The 25,215-nt window shown below is 37.6% G+C and carries 25 protein-coding genes; 6 read left to right on the forward strand and 19 right to left on the reverse strand.

The window, feature by feature from the left end; all coding sequences use genetic code 11:
• Window positions 1-124: 124 nt before the first annotated feature.
• The 4 genes from IGI50_RS18485 to IGI50_RS18500 all read right to left on the reverse strand — a co-directional run bounded on the left by IGI50_RS18485 (window position 125) and on the right by IGI50_RS18500 (window position 5,337).
• Window positions 125-874, reverse strand: a complete 750-nt coding sequence (locus IGI50_RS18485; protein WP_438778052.1) for a MerR family transcriptional regulator — start codon at window positions 872-874, stop codon at window positions 125-127.
• A 10-nt stretch (window positions 875-884) separates the two neighbouring features.
• Window positions 885-2,861 (reverse strand): HelD family protein, encoded by a 1,977-nt coding sequence (locus tag IGI50_RS18490; RefSeq protein WP_438778053.1) that lies wholly within the window; start codon window positions 2,859-2,861, stop codon window positions 885-887.
• A 228-nt stretch (window positions 2,862-3,089) separates the two neighbouring features.
• Window positions 3,090-4,061, reverse strand: coding sequence for a glycoside hydrolase family 43 protein (locus IGI50_RS18495; RefSeq protein ID WP_438778054.1), 972 nt, complete (start codon window positions 4,059-4,061; stop codon window positions 3,090-3,092).
• Between the two features lie 19 nt (window positions 4,062-4,080).
• Window positions 4,081-5,337: an oligosaccharide MFS transporter gene (locus IGI50_RS18500; protein ID WP_438778055.1), complete on the reverse strand. Its 1,257-nt coding sequence runs from the start codon at window positions 5,335-5,337 to the stop codon at window positions 4,081-4,083.
• A 221-nt stretch (window positions 5,338-5,558) separates the two neighbouring features.
• Here IGI50_RS18500 and IGI50_RS18505 point away from each other — a divergent pair, with 221 nt between their 5' ends.
• Window positions 5,559-6,452, forward strand: coding sequence for an ArsR/SmtB family transcription factor (locus IGI50_RS18505; protein WP_070509465.1), 894 nt, complete (start codon window positions 5,559-5,561; stop codon window positions 6,450-6,452).
• Window positions 6,453-6,845: 393 nt separating this feature from the next.
• The gene (locus tag IGI50_RS18510) at window positions 6,846-8,813 is read left to right on the forward strand and encodes a VWA domain-containing protein (protein ID WP_438778056.1); all 1,968 of its coding nucleotides are present in this window, start codon (window positions 6,846-6,848) and stop codon (window positions 8,811-8,813) included.
• Window positions 8,814-8,889: 76 nt separating this feature from the next.
• Here IGI50_RS18510 and IGI50_RS18515 read toward each other — a convergent pair whose 3' ends face one another.
• The 3 genes from IGI50_RS18515 to IGI50_RS18525 all read right to left on the reverse strand — a co-directional run bounded on the left by IGI50_RS18515 (window position 8,890) and on the right by IGI50_RS18525 (window position 10,648).
• Window positions 8,890-9,873 (reverse strand): choloylglycine hydrolase family protein, encoded by a 984-nt coding sequence (locus IGI50_RS18515; protein WP_438778057.1) that lies wholly within the window; start codon window positions 9,871-9,873, stop codon window positions 8,890-8,892.
• Window positions 9,874-9,968: 95 nt separating this feature from the next.
• Window positions 9,969-10,157: a hypothetical protein gene (locus IGI50_RS18520; protein WP_070509468.1), complete on the reverse strand. Its 189-nt coding sequence runs from the start codon at window positions 10,155-10,157 to the stop codon at window positions 9,969-9,971.
• An 11-nt stretch (window positions 10,158-10,168) separates the two neighbouring features.
• Window positions 10,169-10,648 (reverse strand): Rrf2 family transcriptional regulator, encoded by a 480-nt coding sequence (locus tag IGI50_RS18525; RefSeq protein ID WP_222227195.1) that lies wholly within the window; start codon window positions 10,646-10,648, stop codon window positions 10,169-10,171.
• A gap of 204 nt (window positions 10,649-10,852) precedes the next feature.
• Between IGI50_RS18525 and IGI50_RS18530 the strand changes: the two genes are divergently transcribed.
• Window positions 10,853-11,038, forward strand: a complete 186-nt coding sequence (locus tag IGI50_RS18530) for a hypothetical protein (protein WP_438778058.1) — start codon at window positions 10,853-10,855, stop codon at window positions 11,036-11,038.
• An 84-nt stretch (window positions 11,039-11,122) separates the two neighbouring features.
• Window positions 11,123-11,716: a histidine phosphatase family protein gene (locus IGI50_RS18535; protein ID WP_070509470.1), complete on the forward strand. Its 594-nt coding sequence runs from the start codon at window positions 11,123-11,125 to the stop codon at window positions 11,714-11,716.
• A gap of 68 nt (window positions 11,717-11,784) precedes the next feature.
• Here the strand turns inward: IGI50_RS18535 and IGI50_RS18540 are convergent, their stop codons facing one another.
• Window positions 11,785-12,255, reverse strand: coding sequence for a cyclophilin-like fold protein (locus tag IGI50_RS18540; RefSeq protein ID WP_438778059.1), 471 nt, complete (start codon window positions 12,253-12,255; stop codon window positions 11,785-11,787).
• A gap of 60 nt (window positions 12,256-12,315) precedes the next feature.
• Window positions 12,316-12,882, reverse strand: coding sequence for a DapH/DapD/GlmU-related protein (locus IGI50_RS18545; RefSeq protein ID WP_438778060.1), 567 nt, complete (start codon window positions 12,880-12,882; stop codon window positions 12,316-12,318).
• Window positions 12,883-12,991: 109 nt separating this feature from the next.
• Here IGI50_RS18545 and IGI50_RS18550 point away from each other — a divergent pair, with 109 nt between their 5' ends.
• Window positions 12,992-13,861, forward strand: coding sequence for a LysR family transcriptional regulator (locus IGI50_RS18550; protein ID WP_438778061.1), 870 nt, complete (start codon window positions 12,992-12,994; stop codon window positions 13,859-13,861).
• 68 nt (window positions 13,862-13,929) lie between these two features.
• Entirely contained in the window at window positions 13,930-14,547 is a 618-nt protein-coding gene (locus tag IGI50_RS18555; RefSeq protein WP_010743394.1) for a hydrolase, read from the forward strand.
• A 72-nt stretch (window positions 14,548-14,619) separates the two neighbouring features.
• Here IGI50_RS18555 and IGI50_RS18560 read toward each other — a convergent pair whose 3' ends face one another.
• From IGI50_RS18560 to IGI50_RS18605, 10 genes are all read right to left on the reverse strand, one after another.
• Complete coding sequence (locus IGI50_RS18560; protein WP_438778062.1) at window positions 14,620-14,886, reverse strand: LPXTG cell wall anchor domain-containing protein; 267 nt, start codon at window positions 14,884-14,886, stop codon at window positions 14,620-14,622.
• A 35-nt stretch (window positions 14,887-14,921) separates the two neighbouring features.
• The gene (locus IGI50_RS18565) at window positions 14,922-15,533 is read right to left on the reverse strand and encodes a hypothetical protein (RefSeq protein WP_438778063.1); all 612 of its coding nucleotides are present in this window, start codon (window positions 15,531-15,533) and stop codon (window positions 14,922-14,924) included.
• Window positions 15,534-15,552: 19 nt separating this feature from the next.
• The gene (locus IGI50_RS18570) at window positions 15,553-16,071 is read right to left on the reverse strand and encodes a hypothetical protein (protein ID WP_070509477.1); all 519 of its coding nucleotides are present in this window, start codon (window positions 16,069-16,071) and stop codon (window positions 15,553-15,555) included.
• Entirely contained in the window at window positions 16,071-18,356 is a 2,286-nt protein-coding gene (locus tag IGI50_RS18575; RefSeq protein WP_438778064.1) for a hypothetical protein, read from the reverse strand. Before IGI50_RS18575 ends, IGI50_RS18570 begins: the two co-directional genes overlap by 1 nt.
• A gap of 655 nt (window positions 18,357-19,011) precedes the next feature.
• Window positions 19,012-19,392 (reverse strand): hypothetical protein, encoded by a 381-nt coding sequence (locus IGI50_RS18580; RefSeq protein WP_438778065.1) that lies wholly within the window; start codon window positions 19,390-19,392, stop codon window positions 19,012-19,014.
• 215 nt (window positions 19,393-19,607) lie between these two features.
• Entirely contained in the window at window positions 19,608-21,050 is a 1,443-nt protein-coding gene (locus IGI50_RS18585) for a PASTA domain-containing protein (protein ID WP_438778066.1), read from the reverse strand.
• Complete coding sequence (locus IGI50_RS18590) at window positions 21,043-21,717, reverse strand: ABC transporter ATP-binding protein (protein ID WP_070509481.1); 675 nt, start codon at window positions 21,715-21,717, stop codon at window positions 21,043-21,045. Before IGI50_RS18590 ends, IGI50_RS18585 begins: the two co-directional genes overlap by 8 nt.
• A 12-nt stretch (window positions 21,718-21,729) precedes the next feature.
• A complete protein-coding gene (locus tag IGI50_RS18595; RefSeq protein WP_438778067.1) occupies window positions 21,730-23,202 on the reverse strand; it encodes an FtsX-like permease family protein in 1,473 nt (490 codons plus the stop codon).
• Window positions 23,203-23,250: 48 nt separating this feature from the next.
• Window positions 23,251-23,925, reverse strand: coding sequence for an ATP-binding cassette domain-containing protein (locus IGI50_RS18600; protein WP_438778068.1), 675 nt, complete (start codon window positions 23,923-23,925; stop codon window positions 23,251-23,253).
• Window positions 23,918-25,192: a hypothetical protein gene (locus tag IGI50_RS18605; RefSeq protein WP_438778069.1), complete on the reverse strand. Its 1,275-nt coding sequence runs from the start codon at window positions 25,190-25,192 to the stop codon at window positions 23,918-23,920. The genes IGI50_RS18600 and IGI50_RS18605 overlap by 8 nt, the downstream gene beginning before the upstream one ends.
• Window positions 25,193-25,215 lie beyond the last annotated feature (23 nt).

Here is a 25,215-nt window from a genome sequence, read left to right on the forward strand (position 1 = left end):
CAAATAAAGCGCTCGTCACGCTTAATTTATCAATAGGTTTAGCTTGCTTTTGGCAATCACTATCCATTTGTATTTATTTCTATAAAAGTATAGCACTGCAAATCCAATTTATGCAAACGCTTTTTTAGTTATTTTTAAAAAAGCGCTGCTGTAATTTCTTAACTAGTTCTTTCAATTCACAGGCATTAGACTTCGCCTTTTCCAGTGAATCGATTAAATTGTCACAAGCAGTAAGAATACTCTCATCGGGATCGACCGGGTTGAGTAAAGATTTGATATCCTGCTTTTCTTGGTCAATTGCGTTTAACATGCGCAAAATAGCTGCCAGAGAATACTTGGCTGATCGTAACGTACGAATAATTTTTAGTCGTTTGATATCCTCTGTATCGTAGGTTCGATAATTATTCTTCCTTCTTTTGATAGCCAGCAGTCCATTTCGTTCCCAATTTCTCAAGGATTCTGAAGTAACCTCCAAATACTCTGCTGCCTCGCTCCTAGTCAGAAAAAGAGCCGGCTCCTCTGTTTTCCCAACAAGTAGCTCCTCCACCACTACAATCACTTCGTTTGCTCGAGTAATTTCTTGATCCACCGAAGCCAGATAATCCTCCAACAGTGACTGCGCTTTTTCAAAATCATACCGCGCCACCGCCTTAACCATCTCCACCATAGTCATTCGTAAACCTGACTGCAATACTTCGATTTGAAAAGCGATCTGGGCGATTTTTATTGTCTCAATGTGATAGTCCGTAAAAACGCGATACCCATTTTCCGCTCTTGGAGGAATGGGTATGAGTTCCCACTCCTCATAGCGTCGAATCGTATTCGGGTGCAAGCCGACTATCTTAGCAACTTCAGACGTTTTATATGTTTTCATTTTGCTTTCCTCACTCTTTAATGAAAAGGGTCAATTCATGCAGCGCACGGGAACAGCTAGTGTATAACTTATTACTTTTTTTTCCTAGCTGGTCGGCACGAATATCTGGTAAGATCACCTGATCAAACTCTAACCCCTTGGCGAATTGAGGTGTTGTCAGAATAATTCCTTCAGAGATTTTCTTCGTGTCTTTCTCAAAACGAACCATGTTTTCCTCTGGGAAATCCGCTTCGATCGCTGCAGCTTCCTGCCAATTCTGACAAATTATACCACAAGAGCTATAGTCGCTTTCATTAAATTCTACAATTTTTTTAGCCATTTTTTCTTTGGTATAGGGTTGAACCTCTACTTCTTTTCCATGTCGTTCTATGGGTTGAATCAATTCCTTCTCAGTGATAAATTGTTTAGCAAACGTCATAATTTCGAAACTAGAACGATAACTGGTCAAAAACTTTACCAGTCGTACATTTGGAAGGATCGCTTGGATCGTTGAAAGAAAATCATCTTCATAGGAAACCAGGAATTGATGAACATCTCCGCAAATAGTTTTTTGACAAGGAAACAATTGCTCAATCAAGGATAGCTGCAGCAACGAATAATCCTGCATTTCATCAATCACTAAATGTTTAATCTGATTGTTTGGTCTAATTCCCTCGATCATGTTCTTAAAATATAAATAAGGGTACAGATCAGAGTAAGCAATCAACTTTTTTTCTTCTATATAATAAGGTATGTTCATCGCTGATAAAAAGCGATAATAGTCTGACAAACTGCCTGTAGCATTGATTCTTTTTTTGAACTGCTTCATTAGCTCCTTTACAAAGACTTCACGTCGGTGTTCTGAGACACGTTTGCTAAGCAAATAAGAAATTTCTTGGATGATTTCAAATAAGCTTTTTTGGGTCTGCTGAGTGACATACTTTTTGATGTCCTTTGTGGAAATGAGTTGACCTTCAATAGCGATGTCTGCTGAATAGAGCTTGGCTTTCATTTGTTCATAGTGATTCAAAAACACCTCCCAAAATTCTTTGGACTGCTTGTAGCGATATACCTGTGCTTGATCTGAGTGCGGATTCTCCATGACTTCTTTCAATTCGTCTTGGCGATCAGTAACTTGATACTTTTCTTCGATGAACATTGACCCGAGACTGACTATGTCAACTTGAGGCAGTTCATCTTCACCTAACTCCGGCAACACTGTGGAAATGTAATCCGCAAATACTTGATTTGGTGAAAGGATCAAAATATCTGAAGCGGATAATTCTTCTTTCTTTTGATACAGCAAATAAGCCATGCGGTGAAGCGCGATCGAGGTCTTTCCTGAACCAGCGGCACCTTGAATAATCAGATTTTTTGTCTTTGTATCTCTAATTGCCTCATTCTGTTCTTTTTGTATCGTATGAATGATGGTTTTCATTTCATTTGATGTGCTTTTCCCAAGTTCTCGCATGAGGAGTTCATCGTTAATCGCATCGTTAGTGTCAACGATAAAATTAATCGTTCCGTTTTTGATTTCAAATTGACGTTTTAACTGCAACTTCCCATAAAATTTTCGATTGTGAGATTCATAAAAAGCCTCGCCAAGAGAAAAATCGTAATACAGAGAGGAGATTGGTGCTCGCCAATCATAGATCAGCTGCTCCCCATAACGATCCGCAAAACCATAACGTCCAATATAAAAGTCCTCCGATTCATCCTCTTCATCGAATTGAAAGGTAATCTTACTAAAATAAGGCGTCTGCTTCTGATAGTTTAATTTTTTTAGGATGTTGGCTTCCAAAACACTTCGACTATCGATAAAATTCAAATTTTGGTGGTGATTGTACACTTCGTATTTATCCAATTCATTTTTATAGTCAATTGTATAATGCTTCAATTCTTTGTAATTCGCTTCATTCTTATCCAAGGTTTCTTCAACTTCAGAAATTTTGCTTTTAAGCTTCAAGGTTACCTCTGCTAGGTAGCGTTCCTCTGTCATTGTCTTCATCCAATCTCCCCTTTCTTCCTAATCTTAGCAAAGCTCTAAAGGGTGGTGTTATAGTGGAGGGTTAGTATTGGGAATATCTAGAGATATGAGGAAGTGTCTTTAGTAATAAGCGTTAGTTAACTATCGATTCATAAACGGAATTAGGTTCCAAAAGAAAGACCATTGTTCTCTTTTTTATCAAAAAAGACCTGGCGGATGGCCAAGTCTAATTCGAACTTATATCTTTAACTATCGGACTGTTTCTTTTTCTCTATAACCAGCCGGCTCTCCAAATTGCGGGAAGCCAGCTTCATCCCAAGAAAAAACTTGGGCGTTCGCGTGACGATTAGGGTTATCTAACGGATCCCCTTTTTTATTTTTCTCAGGTCGAGCGTGGAAGATCAACACATCCTCTGAATCATCCTCACTCTTAGTAAAGGAGTTATGTCCCGGACCGTATTGATGATTCTTTTCAGAAGAAACAAAAACTGGCTGCGGGCTCTTATGCCAAGAATAGCCGTCCAATAGATCACTCGTTTCATCTGCCCAAAGCAATCCCATCGCATAGTTTTCATCTGTTGCACTACCAGAATAGGTAATAAAGATTTTACCGTTGCGTTGAATAACCGCAGGACCCTCATTGACCCAAAAACCAATTTTTTCCCAGTCATATTCAGGAATCGTCAACAACGTTTGTTTTCCTTTTAGCGTCCATGGATTGTCCATTTCAGAAATGTATAGATTCGAGTTTCCAGGAATTCGAGGATCTAGCTGTGCCCATACATAATAAAGCTTCCCTTGATGTTCAAAAGTAGTCGCATCTAAACTGAAACTCTCAAATTGTGTCACAACTTGCCCTTTTTCCACCCATTCTCCCTCGAACGGATCCGCGTGTTCATTTTCTAATACGAACATCCGATGGTGATGGTACTGATCACGAATTTCAGCATGATCGCTGGCAGCAAAATAGATGTACCATTTCCCTTGAATAAAATGAATTTCTGGCGCCCAAATTAATTGGCTCATATTTCCTGTTTTATGTGCATGCCAAATTGTTACTGCTTCTGCCTCTCCTAATTCATTCAGTGATTTGGCTCTTCGTAATTCCAGTGTTTGGTAACCAGGTACAGAGCCCATAAAGTAATACCAGCCATCCTGATGTTTGTATACCCATGGATCTGCTCGTTCTAAAACAATTGGATTGTTGTAGTGTTTTTGCATATGATTTTCCTCCATTACCTCACTTCAACTGCATCTTCGGCAGAAGTAAGTGTGTGTTCATTTTTTGGTCGTTTTCTAAGGTGAAGATACTAATAATCGTGATAATCAGGACTAACCCTGCTAACAACAAATAGGTTTTATGAAATCCGATACCATCATACAAGCTACCAGAAATCGTAGAAAAAATAAAAACAGAAACCTGCTTGGCAAAGTTTGAGCCCAGCATATAGATTGTCGCGTATAATTTCCGATCAAATGTATGTGAGATATACTTCATGATGGATACAAGCAGCAATGGCATTTCTAATCCGGCCAGCACTCGGAAAAAGATCAAGAATGGATAGCTTGGAGAGAGAGCGCTACCAAATATACGTATAAAAGTAATAAATCCGAAAATGATCAATCCTCGCTTCGCGCCAATCTTATTAATGATGTAAGGCATCGGAATCATCAACAATAATTCCAAACCTACTTGCGCTGAAGCCATGTAACTGTAGATAATGGTGCCATCATTTCCATTCTCAAAAAAGCTCTTGAAGTAAACAATGAACTGCTGATCAAATACATCATAGATAGCCGCAGCACCAATATAAAAAAGTGCCAGCGCCCAGAAATTTTTCAGTTTAAAAATCGAGAAAATTGTTTTTCGATCTAGCTTTGATTCCTCTTCATCTGTGGATCCTACAGCCTCCGCTTCAGACACATCCACCTTATCGAAAAAGAGAACGAGAATAGTTAAAATTGTTCCAGCAATAGAACAAGCCCAGAAAATTGCTGTGGGATTCCAAACAAATAATCTCCCTGCTATTAAAGTCGCAACAATTCCTGCTAAAGATCCTCCCATGCGTGAATGTCCATATTCAAAATTATTGACCCAGCTCGCACGCTCAATGTATTGTTCAATGACTCCGACACCGCCATTTAAAACAAAACTTAAATATAGTCCCGCAACTAAAACCGCCAAATATAAATTAATTCCCAATAACGGCAGCATAAGCCACTGAAAGAAAGGTCCTATAAATATAGCGCTAGCAGAGATAGCTGCTAACAACGTCTTCTTGAACTTCAATCGATCGGAAGCGATTCCAAAAATTGGTTGAAAAATCAACGAAATACCTGCCATTACCGAAAACAGTAAGCCTGCTGCTGTCCCGCCTAATCCGGCAACCTGCTCCAACCATAAGGTTAAGTAGCCATAGACAACTGCCCAAGAGAAGAAATACGCAAAGTGACTTCCAGCAAAACTCCAAAAATGCTTTTTTTGATTGTTTACCATAATAATCTCCCTTAACATTTACATTAATCCAAAAAGTAAATAGAAAGCGCTTTTCTTTTACTTTTTCATCATAAATCAATATTACCGCTGTGTCAAACATAAATTTATTAATCTTTAACCATAAAAACACAACAGATTAATATTTTAATTAACATTAAACCGTTGATTTTTCTCTTATCAAGAGTATAATTAAGGTAATCATTAATTCAAAGGAGATTTTTATGCAGCTAGATATTTCTCAAGACTCTCTCCCAGTATATGAAGCATTGGCTAGCTCTGTACGGCTAACAATCATTCAGTTGCTTTCCAAAAAGAAAATGAGCGTGAAAGAACTCGCCTCAGAACTAGGACTCAGTAGTGCAATTGTTACCATGCATGTAAAAAAATTAGAAACAGCTGGGCTAATTACCACAGATCGACTTGGTCGTTCAAAAGTTTCCAGCTTAAAGGTTGACTCGATTACCGTGAATTTTCCTAAAAAAATTTATACCGCCTACAATACCTTGGATACTTCTATTCCGATTGGTCAATACACCAACTTCTCCATTGTTCCGCCTTGCGGATTGGCGACGTCTGACGATTTCATCGGAATTAATGATCATCCAAAATATTTTATGGATCCTTCGCGAATGAACGCACAAATACTTTGGTTCACCCAAGGCTACATCGAATATCAAATTCCGAATCTATTAGAGAAAGAGCAAAAACTTGAAATGCTGGAAATCTCTATGGAAATTGCTTCAGAGTTTCCTTTTTCGAATAATAATTGGCCTTCTGACATTTCTTTTTCATTGAATGGAAAAGACTTAGGAACCTGGACTTCTCCTGGTGATTTCTCAGATATTCGTGGAAAAAATAATCCGGCATGGTATCCTGACAACTTGAACCAATATGGACTATTAAAAACTATTCGAATCATGGATCATGGAACCTATATGGAGGGCGAACCTCTATCGCCTACAAAAATTACTGATTTCAACTCAAATGACACACAGCTATGGACGTTAAGGATCGAGGTCAAATCCGATGCGAAAAATGTCGGTGGTTGTACAATCTATGGCAAAAAATTTGGAAATCATGAACAGGATATTGATTTTAAACTGTTTTATAGTTAACAACTATAAATAGAGACCGCCCAGCAAAAAAGTTTTACTGGGCGGTCTTTTTTGAATTCGTGATAACACTATTCAAACGAGAAACTATTTTTGTAATTCAATAAAAGGACTTTGTTTTATTCACATAATTTTTTTTTAAGAATTCCTTTCATTAAGTATAAGGAATTTTTATCAGGATAATGGCGTTTACAATAGCTTCCAGAAACTACTTATTAACAATAATAAGAATTTAAAAAATCTAACAACAGCAGAATAAATGTTTTTTCGAATTTTAGTAATATTATTTTTAGAATGAATTCATTATTATAAATTCTCAATCGTGGAGTATATCACATGATTTATAACTTAAACGGTGCTATACTTTAGCTATTATAAATATCATTGGAGGATATTATGAAAAATAAATATTTTATTTTTATCGGTGGAATACTTTCAGTACTATTCGTTTTTTTCATTGCTAATTCCAATAAAGTAATGGCTGATGAAAACAAATTTCATTATGAGTCTACGCAAACAGGAAATTATATAACTAACGGAGTTGCAAATGGCGATACCTACAATTATGGATATCAAGGGACGCAAGATATTCCTATTGATAATGAAGGCTTTGTCAACTATGATGATCAAGCTTATGTGAAGAAAACCGTTAAGGCTAATCCGCAAAAACAAGGTCTTTTTGATGTAACATTGGACATTAAAGGAAATCAAGTCTCCCATTCACCATTAGATATTGTTTTAGTTATTGACTACTCTTCTTCGATGAAAGGAGAAAAGTTGGCTAATGCCTTAAAAGGGCTTCAAGAATTCGGCAATGAATTAGGCAGTTCTTTGTCCAATGGTGTAGTAAAAATCGGCATCGTTGCTTATAATCGAAACGTGTACAGTACGAATGGATTTACAAATGATATGTCCGAACTAGAGAACTTTTTAACCAATACGGCGGAAAGTCATACGGGAACCTTCATTCAAAAAGGGTTATATGCTGCCCAAGACCTTTTTGTAAATCATAGTCGAGCTGATGCTGAAAAAATGTTGATCCACATCGGAGACGGAAGTGCCAATCGCAGCTACCTGCCAGTTGATAATGCGGCGTCATATGTGAATAATGGAGAAATCACTGACTATAATGGATGGCATACTAACTCTTATTATACAGCTTTCCAAACAAGCTCGGAGAAGTTCAATACAAGTGATAACATTTCAGATACCAATGGCACGCTTGTTGATAGAGCAGTTGTTACGGATGCAACATTGGGAACAGTCGTATCATTAAAAAGAACAGGCATCATCTCCTACTCAATTGGTACAGCTCCTACAGATAGAGGCGGGTATATCGCCAAAAATATCGCGGATAAGGAAAGTCATTACCGCTCTATTGATGAAAATCTTGTTGATTTAGGCGAAGCTTTGAAAGATATCATTCTTTCTGTAGCAAAAACAGTCCCTAATGGAACGGTCACTGACCCTATGGGAAAAGATATCCTACTACAAGGAAGCGGAAACTTCATACCAGAAAACTATACTTTGACTACATGGAGAAGAGATGCCAGCGGTACTTGGAATGCATTGGAACAACAAACAAATCTTCCGAGTGTGTCGGAACAAAATCAAGTCATCACTCTCTCCAAATTATCTTTAGGAGAAGATGATCGTGTCACATTGACTTATCAAATTCGATTGAATACAGAAGCCAACGACTTTAAAGGCGACTTTTGGTATTTGTGTAATCAACGGACTACTTTAGATCCAAATAGCGATGGGACCCTTTTAGATTTTCCAATTCCATCTATTAAAGCACCAAAAGTATCACTGGAATTAGAAAAGAAATGGAAAAACACACCAGAATCCTTGATTCCAGAAAAAATCGATTATCAAGTGAGTCGTACACCTTTAGTGACCTCTACTGCTTGGACTACTTCAGATACCATGGCTCTGAAAAAGGAAAAGAACTTTAAAGCAACAATTACAACTGTCCCTGCACTCGGAGTGAATAATGACCTTCCCTTGTACAACAATGCCGGTGACACAATCAGCTATAGTATCAATGAAGTGAATATTCCAGCTGACTTCGAGTTGTCTACCAGCCAAGAAAATAATCACTTTATCTTAACCAATACGTACAAAAAGACTATACCTAGCAGTACCGAACCTAGCAGCTCACAACCTGCGTCTTCTGAGTCGACTAGCTCTAGTGTACCAGCAATTACAACAACAGAGTCTACAAAGAAACAAGTAATCACAAAAGCAGAAACAAAGAAACGTTATCCGCAAACAAATGATAAAAAGAGTAGTGCTATCTGGATTGTATTAGGTACTTCACTCATTGGTTTTTCTATTTACTTCTTAAAGAAAATTAGTTAGCAAATAAATTTTTAAACTAAAGCTTGAGATCAAAAAACAATCTATTTGGAAGAGGGATTTCCAAATAGATTGTTTTTTAGTTTAGACTAGTTGTTTTAAATGCTTCGCTATACTCAAATTCTACTGGTTCTTTTTTACTTAACAGTTCCTCATTCAGAGTAAGCTTAAAAACTTCTTGATTTTCGTAAGGATTAAAGTAATAGGTTCCCTCAGTAACATCGAAAATGGAGCGATATTGTGTGTAATCCACTGAACCATCATTTTTAATGTTTACACCTTTAGGAATGGTTACATTATCTAAAATCTTGGTGATTGCATTTAGCGCCTCGTCTAAGGTACTTCCTGAATCTGTCAACGAACGGAGATAAGCTGTTCGAACAAATCGTTCAGGTGAAGTATACCCACCAGGCAACCCATATGTTCCAGAACCTTGCCCAAAGGGGGCCACTTCGAAGGCATCAATTTTTTTCGTTGGAAAATTGTTTGGCTGAAGACTCAGATAATTGTTTAAATTTTTTAAGTGCCAACCGAATTCTGGACTGTTGGTCATGACACCAACTGGATTTTCTTTTATTACCAATTCACCGCTATCCGATTCGATGACCACCGTTTCACCCTTCTTATCTGTAACGATAAAATGAAGGGGTGGAACAAAGCCTAGTACAGGAACCGCTTCATCTACTAAATTTATCGAAGCAATTTTTACTCTTAGTTCAGAAATATCCGTGATACTTCCTAGCAACCACATAATAAATTCGTGAGGAGCCAAATTTATTTTGTTCTTTTTTATTTCAGAAGAATACTTCGCCTCGTTCAAAAAATAGAGTTCAGCAACTGCGAGGCCTTGTTCATTCACACCATCCGCTAAAAAATATTCTCCTAAATTTCTTCCAGTACCTACAAATCCAAAAATCGTTTTTTGATCTGCATCTGCTTGCTGCTTCCAAGTATAATTTCTCGGAATGTATACAGGCCTTCCTTCAAGCTGAAAACCAAAATCCATGGTTCTTGCTAAAAAATGTTCCTTTGATTTGGTGGTTAATGTCAAACTAGTACACATTAGCAATCCTCTCAATCTGCATATAAATTTTTTTGGCGGTAGTCATCCCCTATGTTTCCCACCTAAAAAGTTCTACTTCTTCTGTTTAAAAACTCTTATTTAAATCGATCTTTGATCGAAGAGGAAAGATCTTTAAATTGTTTGCCTACGGCTTTCCCTTTCTCTGCATACTCCTCGCCGACTTTTTTTCCTTCTTCGCTATATTTCTCTCCTAATTTAGCTCCTTGTTCCTTTGTTTGTTGAAAGCTTTCTTTCAAGTTATTGATTTCATCTTTAAATGACATGTTAATCTCTCCTATTCTTCATTTACTATTTTTTTCCAATCAATCGTCAAAAAATCACCATCAGCTGTTTTTGGCAAAATTTCCGTTAATCGATGCGAACGTAATTGTTCAAAATATATCTCCTGTGCATTCGAATGTATTTTCTTAACTACATCTGATTTTTCTTTAATGAGTTCTTTATCCATAAACATCGCATGGATTGGCTCCAAATTTACCTGTGATAAGAACTGATTCTCACCCTCCACCGCTAAAAAAATATCGAGAAAATTAATTTCCTCCTTTGTTTTGTTTAGCTTATAGCCACCTTGCTTGGATGCATAGGACTCGATTAAATCCGCATGCTTGAGTTTTGATGCAATCTTTTGAAGATACGTGTGGGAGACATTCATTCGCTTGCTGATTTCACTGGCCTTTAATGATTCATTTTCCGGTAATTCTGCCAACATGACTAAAATTCCTATTGCTTGGACATAAGACGATGATAATTTCAAACAATCTCCTCCTTTTGTCGATATTATATATCCATAGACTTGTTTTGTCCACATAAATGGCTAGTAATATTTTTTCATCAAATAAACGATAACTGATATGAATTTTTAATGAATTTCGAATTTGTCTATTTTATAGTTCCTCTATAAAATGACTTATATAAAGTAGAATAAAAGGAGTGTATCCTATGATTGGAGGGACGTTTGATGAATCTTAACGAAAATACATATCCGCAGTTCTATTACCATCGTTTCCCATCCATAAATTTCTTTCCTACGATCAAAATGATTCCAGATACAGGCTTCATTTATGTTCGATTGATTTCAATCATTTTTGCTTTGGCTGGTTGGGAGAATAGAAAAATTAACGCCGACTATTTATTCGAAGGATAAGAAGGGAAAGTCGAAAGAAAAATAATGATGCGCTTACACTCTCCTTTTGATACTATTAAATTAGTGAATGAATGGGAGGCAGCTATGAAAAAGAAGCTATTTTTAATGCGTCACGGAGAAACGCTTTTTAACCAATTAAAAAAAATCCAAGGGGCCTGTGATTCCCCTTTAACTGAAAAAGGCATTCAACAAGCTAAGCAAGCCCGAGACTATTTTTATGAACAAGCGATTCATTTTGATCATCTTTACTCTTCTACTCAGGAACGGGCTAGTGATACGCTAGAAATAGTTACTGACGGGAGGCCTTATCAACGCCTGAAGGAACTAAAGGAAATGGGCTTTGGTTCTTATGAAGGTGAACAGCAGTTTTTACAGCCTATGGGGCAGGAATATTTCGAGTCTTTTTATCTTCAATTTGGTGGCGAATCCATGTCAAAGGTTCAAGAACGAATGACAACTGGCTTGCATCGAATCATGGCGCAGGAAGATCATCAGAATGTCTTAGCAGTCTCACATAACGGCGCCTGTGTCAGTTTTCTTCAGACGATTTGGGAGGGCGATGAAAATGAATTGGTTCGGGCATTTCCTAACTGCGCAATCTTTGACTTAAGCTATGAAAACCAGCGATTCAAACTAGAAGATATTATTGATCCAGCAATCAAGCAAAGTATTCTGTAAAAACACGCGCAATGATCGGAAAAATGATCGTTGCGCGTGCTTCTTCATTCTCATGCTTTTCTTTCTTCTTACTGAATTCTTTCGACAACTACATCCCCACTTCCCAATTGCTCCGCTAGAAGTTCCGGTTGTCTTATGCGACCGATTATTGTGTAGGAATAGCTTGTTTCAAAACTTTGATAAAAGATTACCAATGTTTGGTCCCCATAGAGCAAGACATCTCCTATTTCAATCTTTCCCACCTTTTCTGCCTGAACGGGAAGTGCTTGTGGAAGTTCGAAATATTTTTCATTTTGATGCAGATCCTTCATCGCAAATTCTTCTGGTAGAATTTCGTGTAGCTCCTCAGCAGTTGTATTTCTCTCTAAATCGATCTGGTAGTCGTTTCCATTCATTTTTAGTTGGATCGTTTCACTCCCCTTACTAATCTTACTGGGTGCATTTATTTCCCGAGAAGAATCAGCAGTTCCACAGCCGGAAAGAAATATAAAACAGCTGCAAAATAACCCTATAAAAAGAAGTTTTCGCAAAAGCTTCATCCCTATCTACTCCTTTTCTAATGGAAAGCTTCTATATAAACCTTAAAAAAACTTGTATTCCTATTCTTTGATTTCTTTGACTATCTTAGCCGGAGTTCCTGCTACTATAACATTCTCTGGGACATCCTTTGTCACCGTAGAATCCGCTGCTACGATTGAATTTTTACCAACAATGACACCCGGAAGTACCGTTACATTTGCACCTAACCAAGCATTTTCTTCAATTTTGACTGAAGAAACGGAAATCCCTCTTCTTTTTTTCGGTTCAACTAAATGACTGACCGTGATAATTCGACACATCGGTCCGATCAATACATGATCCTCAATCACAATTCCACCTAAGTCAACGAACATGACGTTTTGATTGATAAAAATGTCTTTGCCAAACGAGATATGTCTTCCATAATCAGTGTAAAATGGAAGTGAAATTGCGACAGAGTCTGCTATTTCTTTTCCAGTGATCCTTTCTAAATATCGTCGGACTTCTTCAGGAGCATGATACTTCTCGTTCATTTCCATTACAAGCTGCTCATTGTCGGCCTTTAGCTCGTGAATCTCATCGTAAACAGCGGCGCCAGGTACTATTTCTATTCCTTGGATTTTAGCTAACAGCTCATGTTTGTTCATTCTTTTTGACCTCCCTTACTTGCTGACTTAAGTATACTTCGCTATACTTGCAATGAATAATACTTATACTGAATAGCTAGCTATCGCTTTAGGTTATAGGAGGGGCATCATGGAATTACGTGTATTGAATTATTTTTTAACCGTCGCCAGAGAAAGAACAATCAGTAAAGCCGCTGAGGTGTTACATCTCTCTCAGCCTACTTTATCTAAGCAGTTGAAGGATTTAGAAGAAGAATTAGGGGTACAATTATTTATTCGCGGAAATCGAGAAATCTCACTGACAGAAGATGGTGTTTATCTGCAAAATCGCGGCAAAGAAATCTTGTCCTTAGTCGATACCACTACCACAAATCTGCAAAAAAACGAGATTATTGGTGGTGAAATCACGATTGGCGGCGGAGAAACACAAGCCTTCCAAGTCCTCTCCAAAATTTTGAACAAACTAATAACTGATTACCCAGACGTAAATGTTCATATGTATAGTGGCAATGCAGATGATGTAAAAGATAAAATCGATAAAGGCCTACTTGATTTCGGTTTGGTTATTGACCCAGTAGAAAAGCAAAAATATGAATACCTTTCCCTGCCTGTTTCTGATCATTGGGGGATTTTAGTAAACGAACAGCACGAGTTAGCCCAAAGCAATGCTGTTTCGCCAAAGGATTTAAAGGATCAGGCATTGCTCATTTCTAGCCAATCGTTAGTAAATAATCAACTATCAGAATGGCTGGGTGGAAATTTAAGTAATTACAAGATTGTTGGCAGCTATAACCTGCTTTATAATGCCTCACTTTTGGTTAAGGAAGGTTCAGCAGTTGCGTTTTGTATTGATGGGATCATCAATACAACAGACAGCGATTTGGTCTTTGTTCCATTAGAACCTTCTCTTCACTCAACCATCAGTGTGATTTGGAAAAAGAAGCAGGTCTTTTCTAATGCGTCCTCCCTTTTTCTCAAAAAGCTGAAGGAATCCAGATAAAACGAAATCTTCGTGATTTTTTCCATTCCGCGTTACAATGAACGTATTAAAATTAGGGAGTGGATAAAATGACTAGCTATGATAAACGAACCGAAGACGAATTGCTTTCGCCAGATAATACTGTTTTGACTGTGATTGATTACCAGCCAACACAAATCAATTCTATCAATTCTATGAACCGTTCTGAATTGATTCGTAATACAGAGATCGTTATTGAACTGGCGAAGCTTTACAATATTCCCATCGTTCTTTCTACTGTAAATGTAGAAAAAGGCTGGAATACCGATACGATCCCTGTCTTGAAAAAAGCTGTCGGTGAAGATGTCCCATCTTATGACCGCAGCTCAATCAATGCTTGGGAAGACAAAGAATATAATGAAGCCATTAAAGCGACTGGGCGGAAAAAAATCTTGATCCTTGCTTTATGGACAGAAGCTTGCTTGACCTTCCCGACACTGGATGCATTAAAAGAAGGCTACGAGGTCTATCCAATCGTTGATGCTGTTGGTGGAACATCGCCTATCGCTCACGAAACTGCTTTACGCCGTGTTGAACAAGCCGGTGCGCAATTAACTTCAATTGCTCAACTCGCTTGTGAATTACAACGAGACTGGAACCGGGAAGAAACTGTTCCAGGATTCGATGAATTAATGACGAAGTTTGGGGCTTTTTCTAATTTAAGATAATGAATAAAAGTAAAAGTGAAGGCAGCGATATCAAAAATTGATATCGCTGCCTTCACTTTTTATATACTGTCTTCACTCTTTAGAAGAATATGCAGGCTCTTTTTTCAACCATTCTTTTCTGATGAGCCATAGGATGATCACGAACAGAATAAGCCAAATTCCTGCTAATTGAAATTGCGTGCTTATTTGATCATTGGTTTGTGGATACTGTTTGGAAACAGTCGTATGCATCCGAATGCTTTTGGGTTTAGAACTTTCTACATTCGTTTGATCGTTTGTCAAAGGATCGGTGGATGGGTCTAGCCCGATGAACCCTTTGACTTCAATTTCATTTCCCATCGTCACCCCTCAAATCCTGTTACTAATTAAATTAATTATTTCCAAGCTGGTGTTGTTGGGACATCAAGCTTTAAAGTCATTGTAAATTCAGGCGTTGTTTTTGCTATAGAAGCTGCAGTCAACTCTCCATCATAACTAAAAGTTGTTTCCGCTTTTGATAAATCTGATTGGTCACCTTCTATAAAATTGCCATCTTTATTGGCTAATGTAACTAATGGGCTACTAGCAAATGTAGTATTTAAAGTGCTACTATCAATCAATTTCTCACTCGTTGTTCCATCGCCAATTTTTAGGTTCAAGCTGCTGATCGGTGTATATGCATCAGAAGCGCTTTTATGCTCAAATTTTTCTACAGATACTGCTACCGGACGTCCAGAATTATTTTTAATACTATAGGTTGGTGATTCAATTGACGTTTGTCCATTAACATTATAAAAAACTGTCGCTGTATCCAAAGTAACATTAACCCACGAATCGTTTCCTTCTTCGATCGGTGATGTTGGATCTGTATTATCCATTCCAATCGTACCGTTTACTGTTACATCTGCTGATCCTTCACCATTTACATCTGCTGCGTTAACTACTGATGGTAAAGCCATTCCAAAACATGCTCCTGCTACTAATAAACCTGCCATAATTTTTTTCATTGTCGTTTCTCCTCTTTTTTTATTGGATTTTTAGTGTAATACCAGCTGCCACTTGACCCTGTTTTTCTTTTGTTTCAGGATCATAAATACTGAATAATGCGGTTGCTTTATGGTCCCCTTTCTCTAATCGTTTTTCTAAAGTTCCTTCTTTTATTTCATACCCGGGCTTGATCGCACCGGAGGTATAAACAATTTCATTTGTTTCTTTATCTCTGATTTCGACATTTACTGGATAGGCATTTTCCTTTGGATTGCGTATCGTGATATTGCCTTTTAATGTCTGTTGATCAATTGTCGCTTCAGGAACAATCATCATGTTGAACTTACTCTTATCTACTTCTTTTTGTGCTAATTGCTTTAATTCTTTCTCTGAAATCTTCGAAGCATCTTTTCCTTCTGGTAAAAATTCTCCGCTGATTACAGATACAGCTTGCGGTTCTTGTCTTGTTAAGAAGTAGCCTGCCGCTCCACCAATAAGGAGGAGTAATAAAAGCAGGACTAAAATCTTTTTTTTGTGTTTATTGTAGAATTCTTTCATTAAGGGGTTCCCTCCTCTGTACTGCCATCTTCAATCAACAGCGTCAATTGAGAATCTAATTGCATTACTTCTTCGATTGTTCCTTGATATTTCCCACCTAAACCAATTTTTTTTGAATTACCGCCATCAATCGTTCCGAACAGTGGCTTTGTGACAGGATTTTCTAAATTCACCAATTCGATTCCTTGAGGATCTTCACTAACCAGTTTTAAGAATAATCCTTCTGCTGAGCTATTTAAATCCGTTTCTGATAGCAATGGAATGTTGTTAGGATTACTTTTCACTTGGAAACTATCGACTTTAATATCTACTGGAGAGGTCCCATTATTTTTGATGGCATACTCTCTATCCTGCACAATATTGGCATCCATATCTGTTCGAAATGCGATATACGTTGGAACTTCCACATTAATCATCGCCTTCGTTTTAACCGTGTCCTCGAACCAATAACTTGACTGTCCGCTCGGATCACATTCAATTTGAGCATATAACCAATATTTAGTGTCTTGCTCCAAGCCGTCAAAGGTAACTTCACCATCGATTGTAGTGGTCGTTTTTTCTGCGACAAAATCGACAGAATCCTCTGTAGGATCATCAACTTCTTTGGAATATAATCGATACCTTACTTGTTTAAATGTGTTATTAAATAATTCATAATTAGATAATCGAACGTTAAAATCAAGGTAATTTGATGTTTTCTTCAATGTAGCTATCTGTGATCGAGGTTCTGGAATTTTTACTAATCGGATAGTGGTTGCTGTCTTCATGGCATTCTTTTCTTCAGCCGTAAAATCATTTGTATCCGTCACAGCTTCTCTTGTGATATCCCCAGTTGAAATGTTCCAAGTACCCGCAGCTTTTTGTGAGTTAATCGCAAAGCTCGGTGTAGTACGAATGGCATATCCTTCTGTTCCTTGTTGATCACCTTCTGCAGCAGCGAATGGAGCAAAGGAAAAATTATTGTTCCCGCCTACAAAACCAATTGGATTAGTGTCATTATCTGCCGCCGCTGTAAATTCCACTAAATTGGCATTATCAATGACAAAGGTAGAATTGGCTCTTACTGTTCCACCAAATACACTCTTATCTTCTGTCGCTTTAAAGCGAGCATCCGCGCCTTTTCCGATATAAATGTTACTAGGGTTAGCCAAACGGATAGAATTAGGAAAACTAATATCCAATAGTCCATTCTCATTTACTGAAATATTCCACTTATCATCACTAAAATAAATAGGATTCTTACTAGAAAGAACTCTTGGATTAACAGATTTGATCAATAATTTTGCGTCTTTCCCGACAGTGAGTTCACCACTTTTAATACTGTTATAAACAAAGCTATGATTCGTTTCTATATCTAAAACTGCACCTTCACTTAAGCTTATATTCGCGGGGGTTTTAGAATTCTTGGACCAAATAAATCCTAGATCATAATTTGTTTCGTGCTTAACTTTTGTATTACTGTCCTTTTCAAAGATAAAGTTACTCGCCTCTGCAAATTCCTGCCCATTTCCTTCTAAAATAAACTCATTTTCTCCTGAGAACTGGATTACAGACCCATCTGCATAATTTTGAAAAGCTTGAGCGCGATTGTTGGAATAATAGGTTACATTTTCAATATTTAGTTTCACTACCTCAGAGCTAGAAGAAGGGAAGATACCATTGATATTTTTCATAGGAACTGAGAAATCTGGGCTACCAAAAGTCATATTTTGAAAGGTTACTTCGATGTTCGTATTATCCGCATATATTCCTTTTGAAATCCCATCATCTGGATAGGAGACCGTTCTTCCGTCACCATCAATGACAACATTAGACTTTACAGGAACCGCGGTACTCAATGTAAAAACGCCATTACCACCAAGTTTGATATGTGTAGGTGGATCAGTTTTCGCAAGTTCTGCTTTCAACTCTTGAGAATCATTTACGACTGTCCACGTTATTCCGTCGGATCTTGTTTGGCGGCTTCTTATCGGCTCCTCTTCAGAAGTAGTCGGTTCTAAAGTGTTTAATGTTTCAGATTCTTTTTGCTCTTCTATCGAACTACCAATTGAAGGTGCTTGAGATACTTCCGTTTCATCGATATTCTCATTCTGCACAGAACTACTTTGCGTAGGTTCGGGTATTGATGATTCGCTAGAGAGCTCTTTCAAAGTGTCTGAGATTTCCTTTTGTTCTTCGGATGTACTGATTTCAGTCGCTCTTGACTGATTGGACCATATGAAAGAAGGAAATAGAACCAGACAAATTAGACAAGAATAAAAAGCGTAACGTAACTTTTTATACATTATTTATTCCTCACTTTTTTATTTATTACTGGTTTAAAAATTGCATTAAATAATTATTAATCAAACTTATTGTCTTTACTAGATAATAGTCATTAGCAATTTATAATAAAATCATATACTTTCAATCCGGCATATGTCAAAAAATATACTTACTTTTAACACTAAAATCACACTAAAAAAACATCTATATTTGTTTAATTTCAAATTTTAACTTACTTTCATCACATAAAAATAACGAAATATTTTTTTGGACAAATGACATTTAAAGTTTTATACCCCTTATTATTTAACTTTTATTTGATAAAAATTATCTAATTAATGATCCACACGAAAATAATAGTCAAAATCACAAGAAAATTTTAATTTATATAACTTATCCGCTGTAGCCTCTTCACAAAAAAATCCCTCACTAAATTTCTCAGTGAAGGAATATAATTTTATTTGATATAAAATATACTATGATTTTAATCTTGATATGATTTAACTTTTTAAAATTTCCACAAAAGATAAGGTTGAATATTCTTCCCAATAAACTCTCTCTTAGATTAGTAAAATTGATTTAGAGAATATATCGTTTGTGATACAGGACTAAAAAGACATGATCCGAATAGTTTTAAAAATCCTCTTATTCCTAACTATTGAAAATAAGAAAATTTTACGGCAAAACCTCTATTTCATCACTCAATCTGAAGATTCTTGGACGAGAATTCATTGAATGGTTTGTTTTCAAAAGATTCTCGTTAGCAGCTGGTGGCTGATTCAAGGAAACTAGTTCTAAAGTTATTGGTACATCATTACCGCGATCAGTCTCTTCGATGCTCTGAGGTTTCTCCACATTTTGAGCAGAATGATCAATAGACTTTTTCTTAGCCCCAGTATTTGGCAATACTCTCTTACTCGTTACATTCACCTGAATTTTTGTCTGATACGTGTATTCATAAAGGAAATACGCACCCCCACTGATCATTAGCAGCATCACTGAAATCAACAATGTCAGGCGACGAATCTTGTCTTGTTCGCTAGTTGTGCCGTCCATTCTCAATCCCTCCGTTCAAAAAATAGAATAAATGGCTTTTTTCATTGTATAGTCATCAAATATATTTATATTATAACACAAACAATTATATTTTATCACACATAAATAAACTCATTCGTAGCAATGCTGAATGAGTTTATTCTTTATATTTATTTACTCGATAAAAACGAACATATCAAGCTTAGAAATAGGCTATTTTTTACAGCTTTATTCATTTATTCACTCGGGCTTTCCTGATTCTCACCATTATCTACCCCACCAGCGTTGTTAGGGAAGCTCGTCGGCGCCGAACCTAAGTTACCTAAGCTGATATCAATTGAAACAGTCAAGTTCAATGGGATATATTCACTGAAGTGGCTCATCCCAACGACCGTTCCCTTTGGCTGATCTGAATCGACCTGTCGGATGACATAATGAACATTCGCACCTTTTGATTGAAACTCATCGTGAAAGTATTTTTGCAGTCCGCCTTCCACCATGCTTCCGCGTAAATCCTTCATATAAGGGCGACCCAATGAATAGAGTACCTTAATGGTCAAATCATCTTTAGCACTTAAAACCTTCCCTGCCTCTACACTTTGTGAAACGAGTTGACCATAGGGCAAATTCTCTGTATAGATCCCTTTAGCTTGAATTTGCACACCTTCTAAGGCTGTACTGGCATCTTCCAGGCTATAGTCGGAAAAATTAGGTACTATAAAGCCTTTCCCTAGCGAGACTGTCACAGTCATTTTATCCTTTTTCGCAATTTTTTCGTCCTTAGCAATACTTTGCGCGACAATACTATCCGCTGGAATCTCATTAGAAGTCGTTTCTTCATAGGTCATATCAATCTCATTGTTTTTTGCCCATGTTTCCACTTCACTGCGCGGTTTTCGTTGAAAATCTGGTACCTTGATATCTTTTTGATAGGTTTGTTTGCCTTTTGAGAAATAGACCTTTGCTGGATCTTTTCGTTGATAGGTTTCAGGTGTCACTTCGGCGTTTTTGATTTCACTACGAATGGGTTTTCCTTTTTCAATTGTGTCACTGTACTCTTCTATCAGTGAAAGATTTTCAGCCTGGTTTTCTTTGATCCATCTTTCAGCCTGCTGCTTATTCATTTTCATAAAATCCGGCAATGGAAGCTTTTCTTTTGGATCAGCACCTAAACTGTTCGTGACAGTCAACGTCTTGCTCTTTTTTATTCGAGAGCCGGGTTTTTGTTTTTGAGAAAGAATCGTGTTGGCTTCCTTGCTTCGAGCGTAGGTTTGCTTGATTTTAGTTTTCAGTTTATTTTCTGTTGCCCACACTTGGACATCTGTCAGGTTTTTTCCAACAAAATTCGGAACTTTCACGTAAGTCTGTTGATAATAAAGAAAGCTAACAAGGAGGCCAACTAAAGCAATACCAATGAGAAGCCAGCGTCGTTTACGTTGCTTTTGCTTCTTATAAGAAAGTTCAAATGCTTCATTCTCTTGTTGAATTTTATTTCTCCGTTTCGGCTTTGGATCAGAAGGTTGCTTCTCTGTTTTAGGAACAACTACTTGTCCTCTGTCTTTTGGCTCCTTTTCCTGCCCATCATTAATTGCCCTCTGTGAGTCGTGTTTTCGCGGAGATTTTTCTTCCTTACGACGTTGATAGTTGTCTCCGTTGAAATTTGATAGAAAATCACTCATACGGCAGCAGCTCACCTTGACTTAGATAGTATATCTCATCTGACTGTTCCGCAATTTCACGCGAATGGGTAACTACGATGACACATTTATTGTGAATGGACGCCAAATCCTTAAAAATCGTTACGATCTCCTCCTCCATGCTGACATCAAGATTTCCTGTAGGTTCATCCGCTAATATAATGTCTACATTTGTAGCTAAGGCTCGAGCAATCGCGATTCTCTGCTGTTCGCCACCAGAAAGCTGATTGACTAGGCGGTCTGCTTTGACTTTAGTGATTCCAATGTAGTCTAACAAATTATAGGCAATTTCCTCCGTTTCCTTCGGCATTTCATTATCAGTGATCGCCATCGCAACTAAAACATTTTCTAACCCTGTTAGATAGGGAACCAGATTGTAATTTTGAAAAATAATACTAACATTATCTCGACGAAATTGATCATAGCCAATTTTCTTAATGTCTTCCCCATTATAGAGAACCTCGCCAAATGTTGGTTCATCCAAGGCACTGATTAAGGATAAAAAGGTTGTTTTTCCTGAGCCTGATTCCCCTAAAATCGTATAAAAACGGCCTTTTTCAAATTTTACCGACGTATCCTGTAGAATCATACGACGTTTACTGCCATCCTGATAAAAATAGCCCAATTCTTTTGTTTCTAAAATAGTCATGACTAGTTCCCCCTACATCATTATTTTCTTTGGATTCAGACGCATGACATACGTCAGCGGCAAGATAGCAGCCAATAAGATCGTTCCAAGACCTGCGGTAAGAAAAGTCACGATATACGAGATTGAAAAACGCACTTCATAGTTGCTTAGCACATCTTGATTTGTGAGTGATGAGCCTAAGACAGAAACGCCACTCATCGAGATTACTTGATTGCCCATAGTTTGTGCTGCTTGGTCGATCGTGTCTCCCGCCAACAATGACTCGGAAACCATTTTTCCTAAAATGTTTCCTGACAAAAGAGAGAACAATAAGGCGGCAAGACTAATTACAAACAGTTCAGCGATCACTTGCTTCATAATGTTTTTCCGATGTTCTCCTAGCGATAAATAGATCCCCCATTCATGACGGCGATCCTTCATAAATAGCACCACAACCAATGATATAATCAATAGTGAAGCCAAAACGGCTAATAGTACCACATACCCTGAAATTTTCGATAGACGTTTCACACTACTACCGACCTTATCAAATTCATCGGTAGAAGCCATTGCTTTATAACCTTCTGGAAGCAAAGGTTTGATTTCTGCTTTGAAGGCATCCACATCGTCAGGTGATTTTAATGTGAAGACTGGCGCTACTTGCTCTAATACCTCTTCTTGAGAGTCAGAAGATTGATTCTCCACTTCAATTTTATTGATTTCACGCACTAGTCCATTTGACAAGAAAGCCGTATTGTACAACTCCATCTCTGTCATTTGCTGGTTCATTGCTTCTTGACCGTTTTGTCCATCGCTTTTCTTTTTTTCTAGTTTGATTGGCTCAAAAAGCCCGACGACTTTGATGGCATGCTGTGTTGAATCCTGTGTGTCCATCGTGCCGTCCTCTTTTTGAGAAACAGTCACAGTATCTAACACCATTTGATCGCCAACAGATAAGCCATTTTCATCTGCAACCTTTTTCGAGATCAAAGCTACAGGCTTCTTTCCAGCGAGTTCTTCTTTGGTTAGCATCCGACCATCAACCAATTTGACCTTCTTATTTTTGAAATCCATTGGCTCGGTACTGTTTCCGCCTTTTAAGTTCATCGATTTGAATCCCGTTGAAAACTGTACGTCTCCCTCCTGCTTCATTTCATAAGTCTTAAAGTTCTTCACAGGTAAATAGGACATGTAACTATAATCATAATCCTTCACGTAGGGGGAACTTCCCATTTTTTTTATTGTCTCTTCGTTCAATGTCTCTGGTTTACTTACCGCCTGAACATTCCCGTTTTCTTGTTGTTCAAGTAGTTTATTTAAATCTAGTTCTGGCGCAACCGTCGCTCCAAGCTGTTGTTTCATCTTCTTTTCTACATTTGCCGTTGATTGTTGAATCGCGATCGCACCAGCAATGACGTTTCCTAAAACAAAAATAACTGCGAACAAGATCAATGATTTTGCTTTGGTTCTAAAAATACTATTTTTCGCTCGTTTCCAATAATTCATCGTAGGATCCTTTCTATCCAAGAACTTAGATGGTTGGAAAGCAAGATCTTATTTAGGAGTATCGCCCTTAATAAAGAGAAGTTTCCCTCCGTTAAGCCCCCATAATTCATCCGCAAGTTTAACCGATTGCAGCGTCTGTGTTGTAAAAATCAGACATTTCTTTTGTTGCAGGCAATAGCTTCTGAGTTTTTTTAAAGCATAAGATACCCCGCATTCACTAAAAAGCTTTTCTGGTTCATCAACAAGAATCAGCTTCGCCTGCGGCTTCACCAGCAATTTCGCTAAAGCGACGAGTTGGCGATCTTTTTTCGCTAGCTTTTCGACTGGGAGCTTTAATTGTTTCTCCATCAATCCTACGGAAAACAATGTTTGCTTTAAAACTTCTTTGTTTGAATGAGCACCTGAAAGCAAAACTTCCAGCTCTAGATTTCCTATCGGAGAATCCTTTAGTAAGCAGCTTTCTTGAAACAAGCAAGCAACCTCACTTCCTCGATAAGCATCACGATTGAGCACGGCTAGTTCCTGTCCATCAAAAGTCAGCGAACCTCTACTGCAAACAGTTACCCCTGCGAGTAACGCTAAAAGCGTGCTCTTCCCACTGCCAGAGGCACCAAGAATCTGATAGCTTTTTCCTGTTTGAAAGCTTCCTTGAATCCCAGTGAAGGTAGTGATCTCCGATTGCATATACTGATAATCAAGATTCTTTAAAACCCAATTACTCATTGGCGTATTTCCTCCTGTACGGAACTTGGATAACCTTTGCTACCCGGAGATTAATTGTTACCAGTAGAATCAGCAAATAAATGCCTAAAAACACTTTCGGCAAATAATGTACCCAGCTATTCGTTGAAACACTTCCGTAGCCAATTTGAGGAAAAAGCCAATCCATTAAAGGTTCTTGCTTTATTAGGTCTTTTTGAATTTTTAGTAGCCATTCATTAGTCATCCATCTACTTAAATGCTGTGCAGCAAAACATGCAATAGCTCCAACACCAAGCATAAGAACTATATGCTCCAATAAGCTGCTTGACACTAAAGTTTGCCGCGGCATTCCCATTAAATGCAAGCTGTAAAAATCTTGACGGTGTTTGAGCGTTTGTTGCCAAACAACGGTTACCAGTACTATCCCAACAATCCAAGTAACAATTAATCCGTTAAATAGTAGCTCTAACGTATCTTTAAATGACTGTAGCATTCCTTGCGCCCAACTCTGACTGATCAGAACATAGTCTTTAAAGGACTCCATTTTTTTTAAATCATTTTTAAAACGCACGATTTCTTTTTTACTCGTTAATTGAAAGGTTACCGTTGAGATCGTTTGCACTATGCTTTTTTTAAGTGATTCGCCCGTTTCCCAGCTAATAAGAAGCCCATTATTTGGAGAAAGCCATTCACTTGTTGAAAATTTGGCTACTCCTGCAATCTTTATTTTTTGCTTCTGTCCTTTTGTACCAACTGTCAAGATATCTTTCACCTTCAAATGATTCGCTTTTGCTAAAACATCACTGATAACACAGGTGTTCTTTTCATCTGGAATAGTCCCTTGAAGGTCTTTTTTATTCCTCGTTAAAAGTTTTTTTAAAGATCCTTTATCCAGCAAAACAATTGGAAAAAAAGTAGCCTTGTTTTCCCCAGTTGAAAAACTTGAGAAGGCTGTCTCCTCTTGGTTACTCTCTTTTGGCTGAAGGAGAGATGTGGCTACGACCCCTTCTCCCACAAATTGTGCCTGCTTCACATAATCTTGATTCTTCAAATTCTCATAATCGGTTAAATTGAACTCTTTTGCTTGTCCCGTTTTATTTAAATCTTGCACGCCTTTAACCACCGTTGCAGCTTGCTCCTGATAATCCGCATAATAAGCAGTAGCTAATTGATAGCATTGAACAAGTGAATATATCACCAGTAAAATTACTAACATAAAGCAACCTGTTTTCAGGTGACTGTTTCGGTTTCGCTTAAGATTTAGCCAAGCATGTCGGATGATGATCATCGCTTTCGTCTCCTCCTATGAGC

It is taken from the genome of Enterococcus sp. DIV0170, from assembly GCF_051710765.1.
Lineage (GTDB): Bacteria > Bacillota > Bacilli > Lactobacillales > Enterococcaceae > Enterococcus_A > Enterococcus_A raffinosus.

What these genes read in the sequence shown, in the direction of transcription:
- IGI50_RS18485 (WP_438778052.1), bottom strand. Translation starts at nt 874, where the DNA reads ATGAAAACATATAAAACGTCTGAAGTTGCTAAGATAGTCGGCTTGCAC.
- IGI50_RS18490 (WP_438778053.1), bottom strand. Translation starts at nt 2,861, where the DNA reads ATGAAGACAATGACAGAGGAACGCTACCTAGCAGAGGTAACCTTGAAG.
- IGI50_RS18495 (WP_438778054.1), bottom strand. Translation starts at nt 4,061, where the DNA reads ATGCAAAAACACTACAACAATCCAATTGTTTTAGAACGAGCAGATCCA.
- IGI50_RS18500 (WP_438778055.1), bottom strand. Translation starts at nt 5,337, where the DNA reads ATGGTAAACAATCAAAAAAAGCATTTTTGGAGTTTTGCTGGAAGTCAC.
- IGI50_RS18505 (WP_070509465.1), top strand. Translation starts at nt 5,559, where the DNA reads ATGCAGCTAGATATTTCTCAAGACTCTCTCCCAGTATATGAAGCATTG.
- IGI50_RS18510 (WP_438778056.1), top strand. Translation starts at nt 6,846, where the DNA reads ATGAAAAATAAATATTTTATTTTTATCGGTGGAATACTTTCAGTACTA.
- IGI50_RS18515 (WP_438778057.1), bottom strand. Translation starts at nt 9,873, where the DNA reads ATGTGTACTAGTTTGACATTAACCACCAAATCAAAGGAACATTTTTTA.
- IGI50_RS18520 (WP_070509468.1), bottom strand. Translation starts at nt 10,157, where the DNA reads ATGTCATTTAAAGATGAAATCAATAACTTGAAAGAAAGCTTTCAACAA.
- IGI50_RS18530 (WP_438778058.1), top strand. Translation starts at nt 10,853, where the DNA reads ATGAATCTTAACGAAAATACATATCCGCAGTTCTATTACCATCGTTTC.
- IGI50_RS18535 (WP_070509470.1), top strand. Translation starts at nt 11,123, where the DNA reads ATGAAAAAGAAGCTATTTTTAATGCGTCACGGAGAAACGCTTTTTAAC.
- IGI50_RS18540 (WP_438778059.1), bottom strand. Translation starts at nt 12,255, where the DNA reads ATGAAGCTTTTGCGAAAACTTCTTTTTATAGGGTTATTTTGCAGCTGT.
- IGI50_RS18545 (WP_438778060.1), bottom strand. Translation starts at nt 12,882, where the DNA reads ATGAACAAACATGAGCTGTTAGCTAAAATCCAAGGAATAGAAATAGTA.
- IGI50_RS18550 (WP_438778061.1), top strand. Translation starts at nt 12,992, where the DNA reads ATGGAATTACGTGTATTGAATTATTTTTTAACCGTCGCCAGAGAAAGA.
- IGI50_RS18555 (WP_010743394.1), top strand. Translation starts at nt 13,930, where the DNA reads ATGACTAGCTATGATAAACGAACCGAAGACGAATTGCTTTCGCCAGAT.
- IGI50_RS18560 (WP_438778062.1), bottom strand. Translation starts at nt 14,886, where the DNA reads ATGGGAAATGAAATTGAAGTCAAAGGGTTCATCGGGCTAGACCCATCC.
- IGI50_RS18565 (WP_438778063.1), bottom strand. Translation starts at nt 15,533, where the DNA reads ATGAAAAAAATTATGGCAGGTTTATTAGTAGCAGGAGCATGTTTTGGA.
- IGI50_RS18570 (WP_070509477.1), bottom strand. Translation starts at nt 16,071, where the DNA reads ATGAAAGAATTCTACAATAAACACAAAAAAAAGATTTTAGTCCTGCTT.
- IGI50_RS18575 (WP_438778064.1), bottom strand. Translation starts at nt 18,356, where the DNA reads ATGTATAAAAAGTTACGTTACGCTTTTTATTCTTGTCTAATTTGTCTG.
- IGI50_RS18580 (WP_438778065.1), bottom strand. Translation starts at nt 19,392, where the DNA reads ATGGACGGCACAACTAGCGAACAAGACAAGATTCGTCGCCTGACATTG.
- IGI50_RS18585 (WP_438778066.1), bottom strand. Translation starts at nt 21,050, where the DNA reads ATGAGTGATTTTCTATCAAATTTCAACGGAGACAACTATCAACGTCGT.
- IGI50_RS18590 (WP_070509481.1), bottom strand. Translation starts at nt 21,717, where the DNA reads ATGACTATTTTAGAAACAAAAGAATTGGGCTATTTTTATCAGGATGGC.
- IGI50_RS18595 (WP_438778067.1), bottom strand. Translation starts at nt 23,202, where the DNA reads ATGAATTATTGGAAACGAGCGAAAAATAGTATTTTTAGAACCAAAGCA.
- IGI50_RS18600 (WP_438778068.1), bottom strand. Translation starts at nt 23,925, where the DNA reads ATGAGTAATTGGGTTTTAAAGAATCTTGATTATCAGTATATGCAATCG.
- IGI50_RS18605 (WP_438778069.1), bottom strand. Translation starts at nt 25,192, where the DNA reads ATGATCATCATCCGACATGCTTGGCTAAATCTTAAGCGAAACCGAAAC.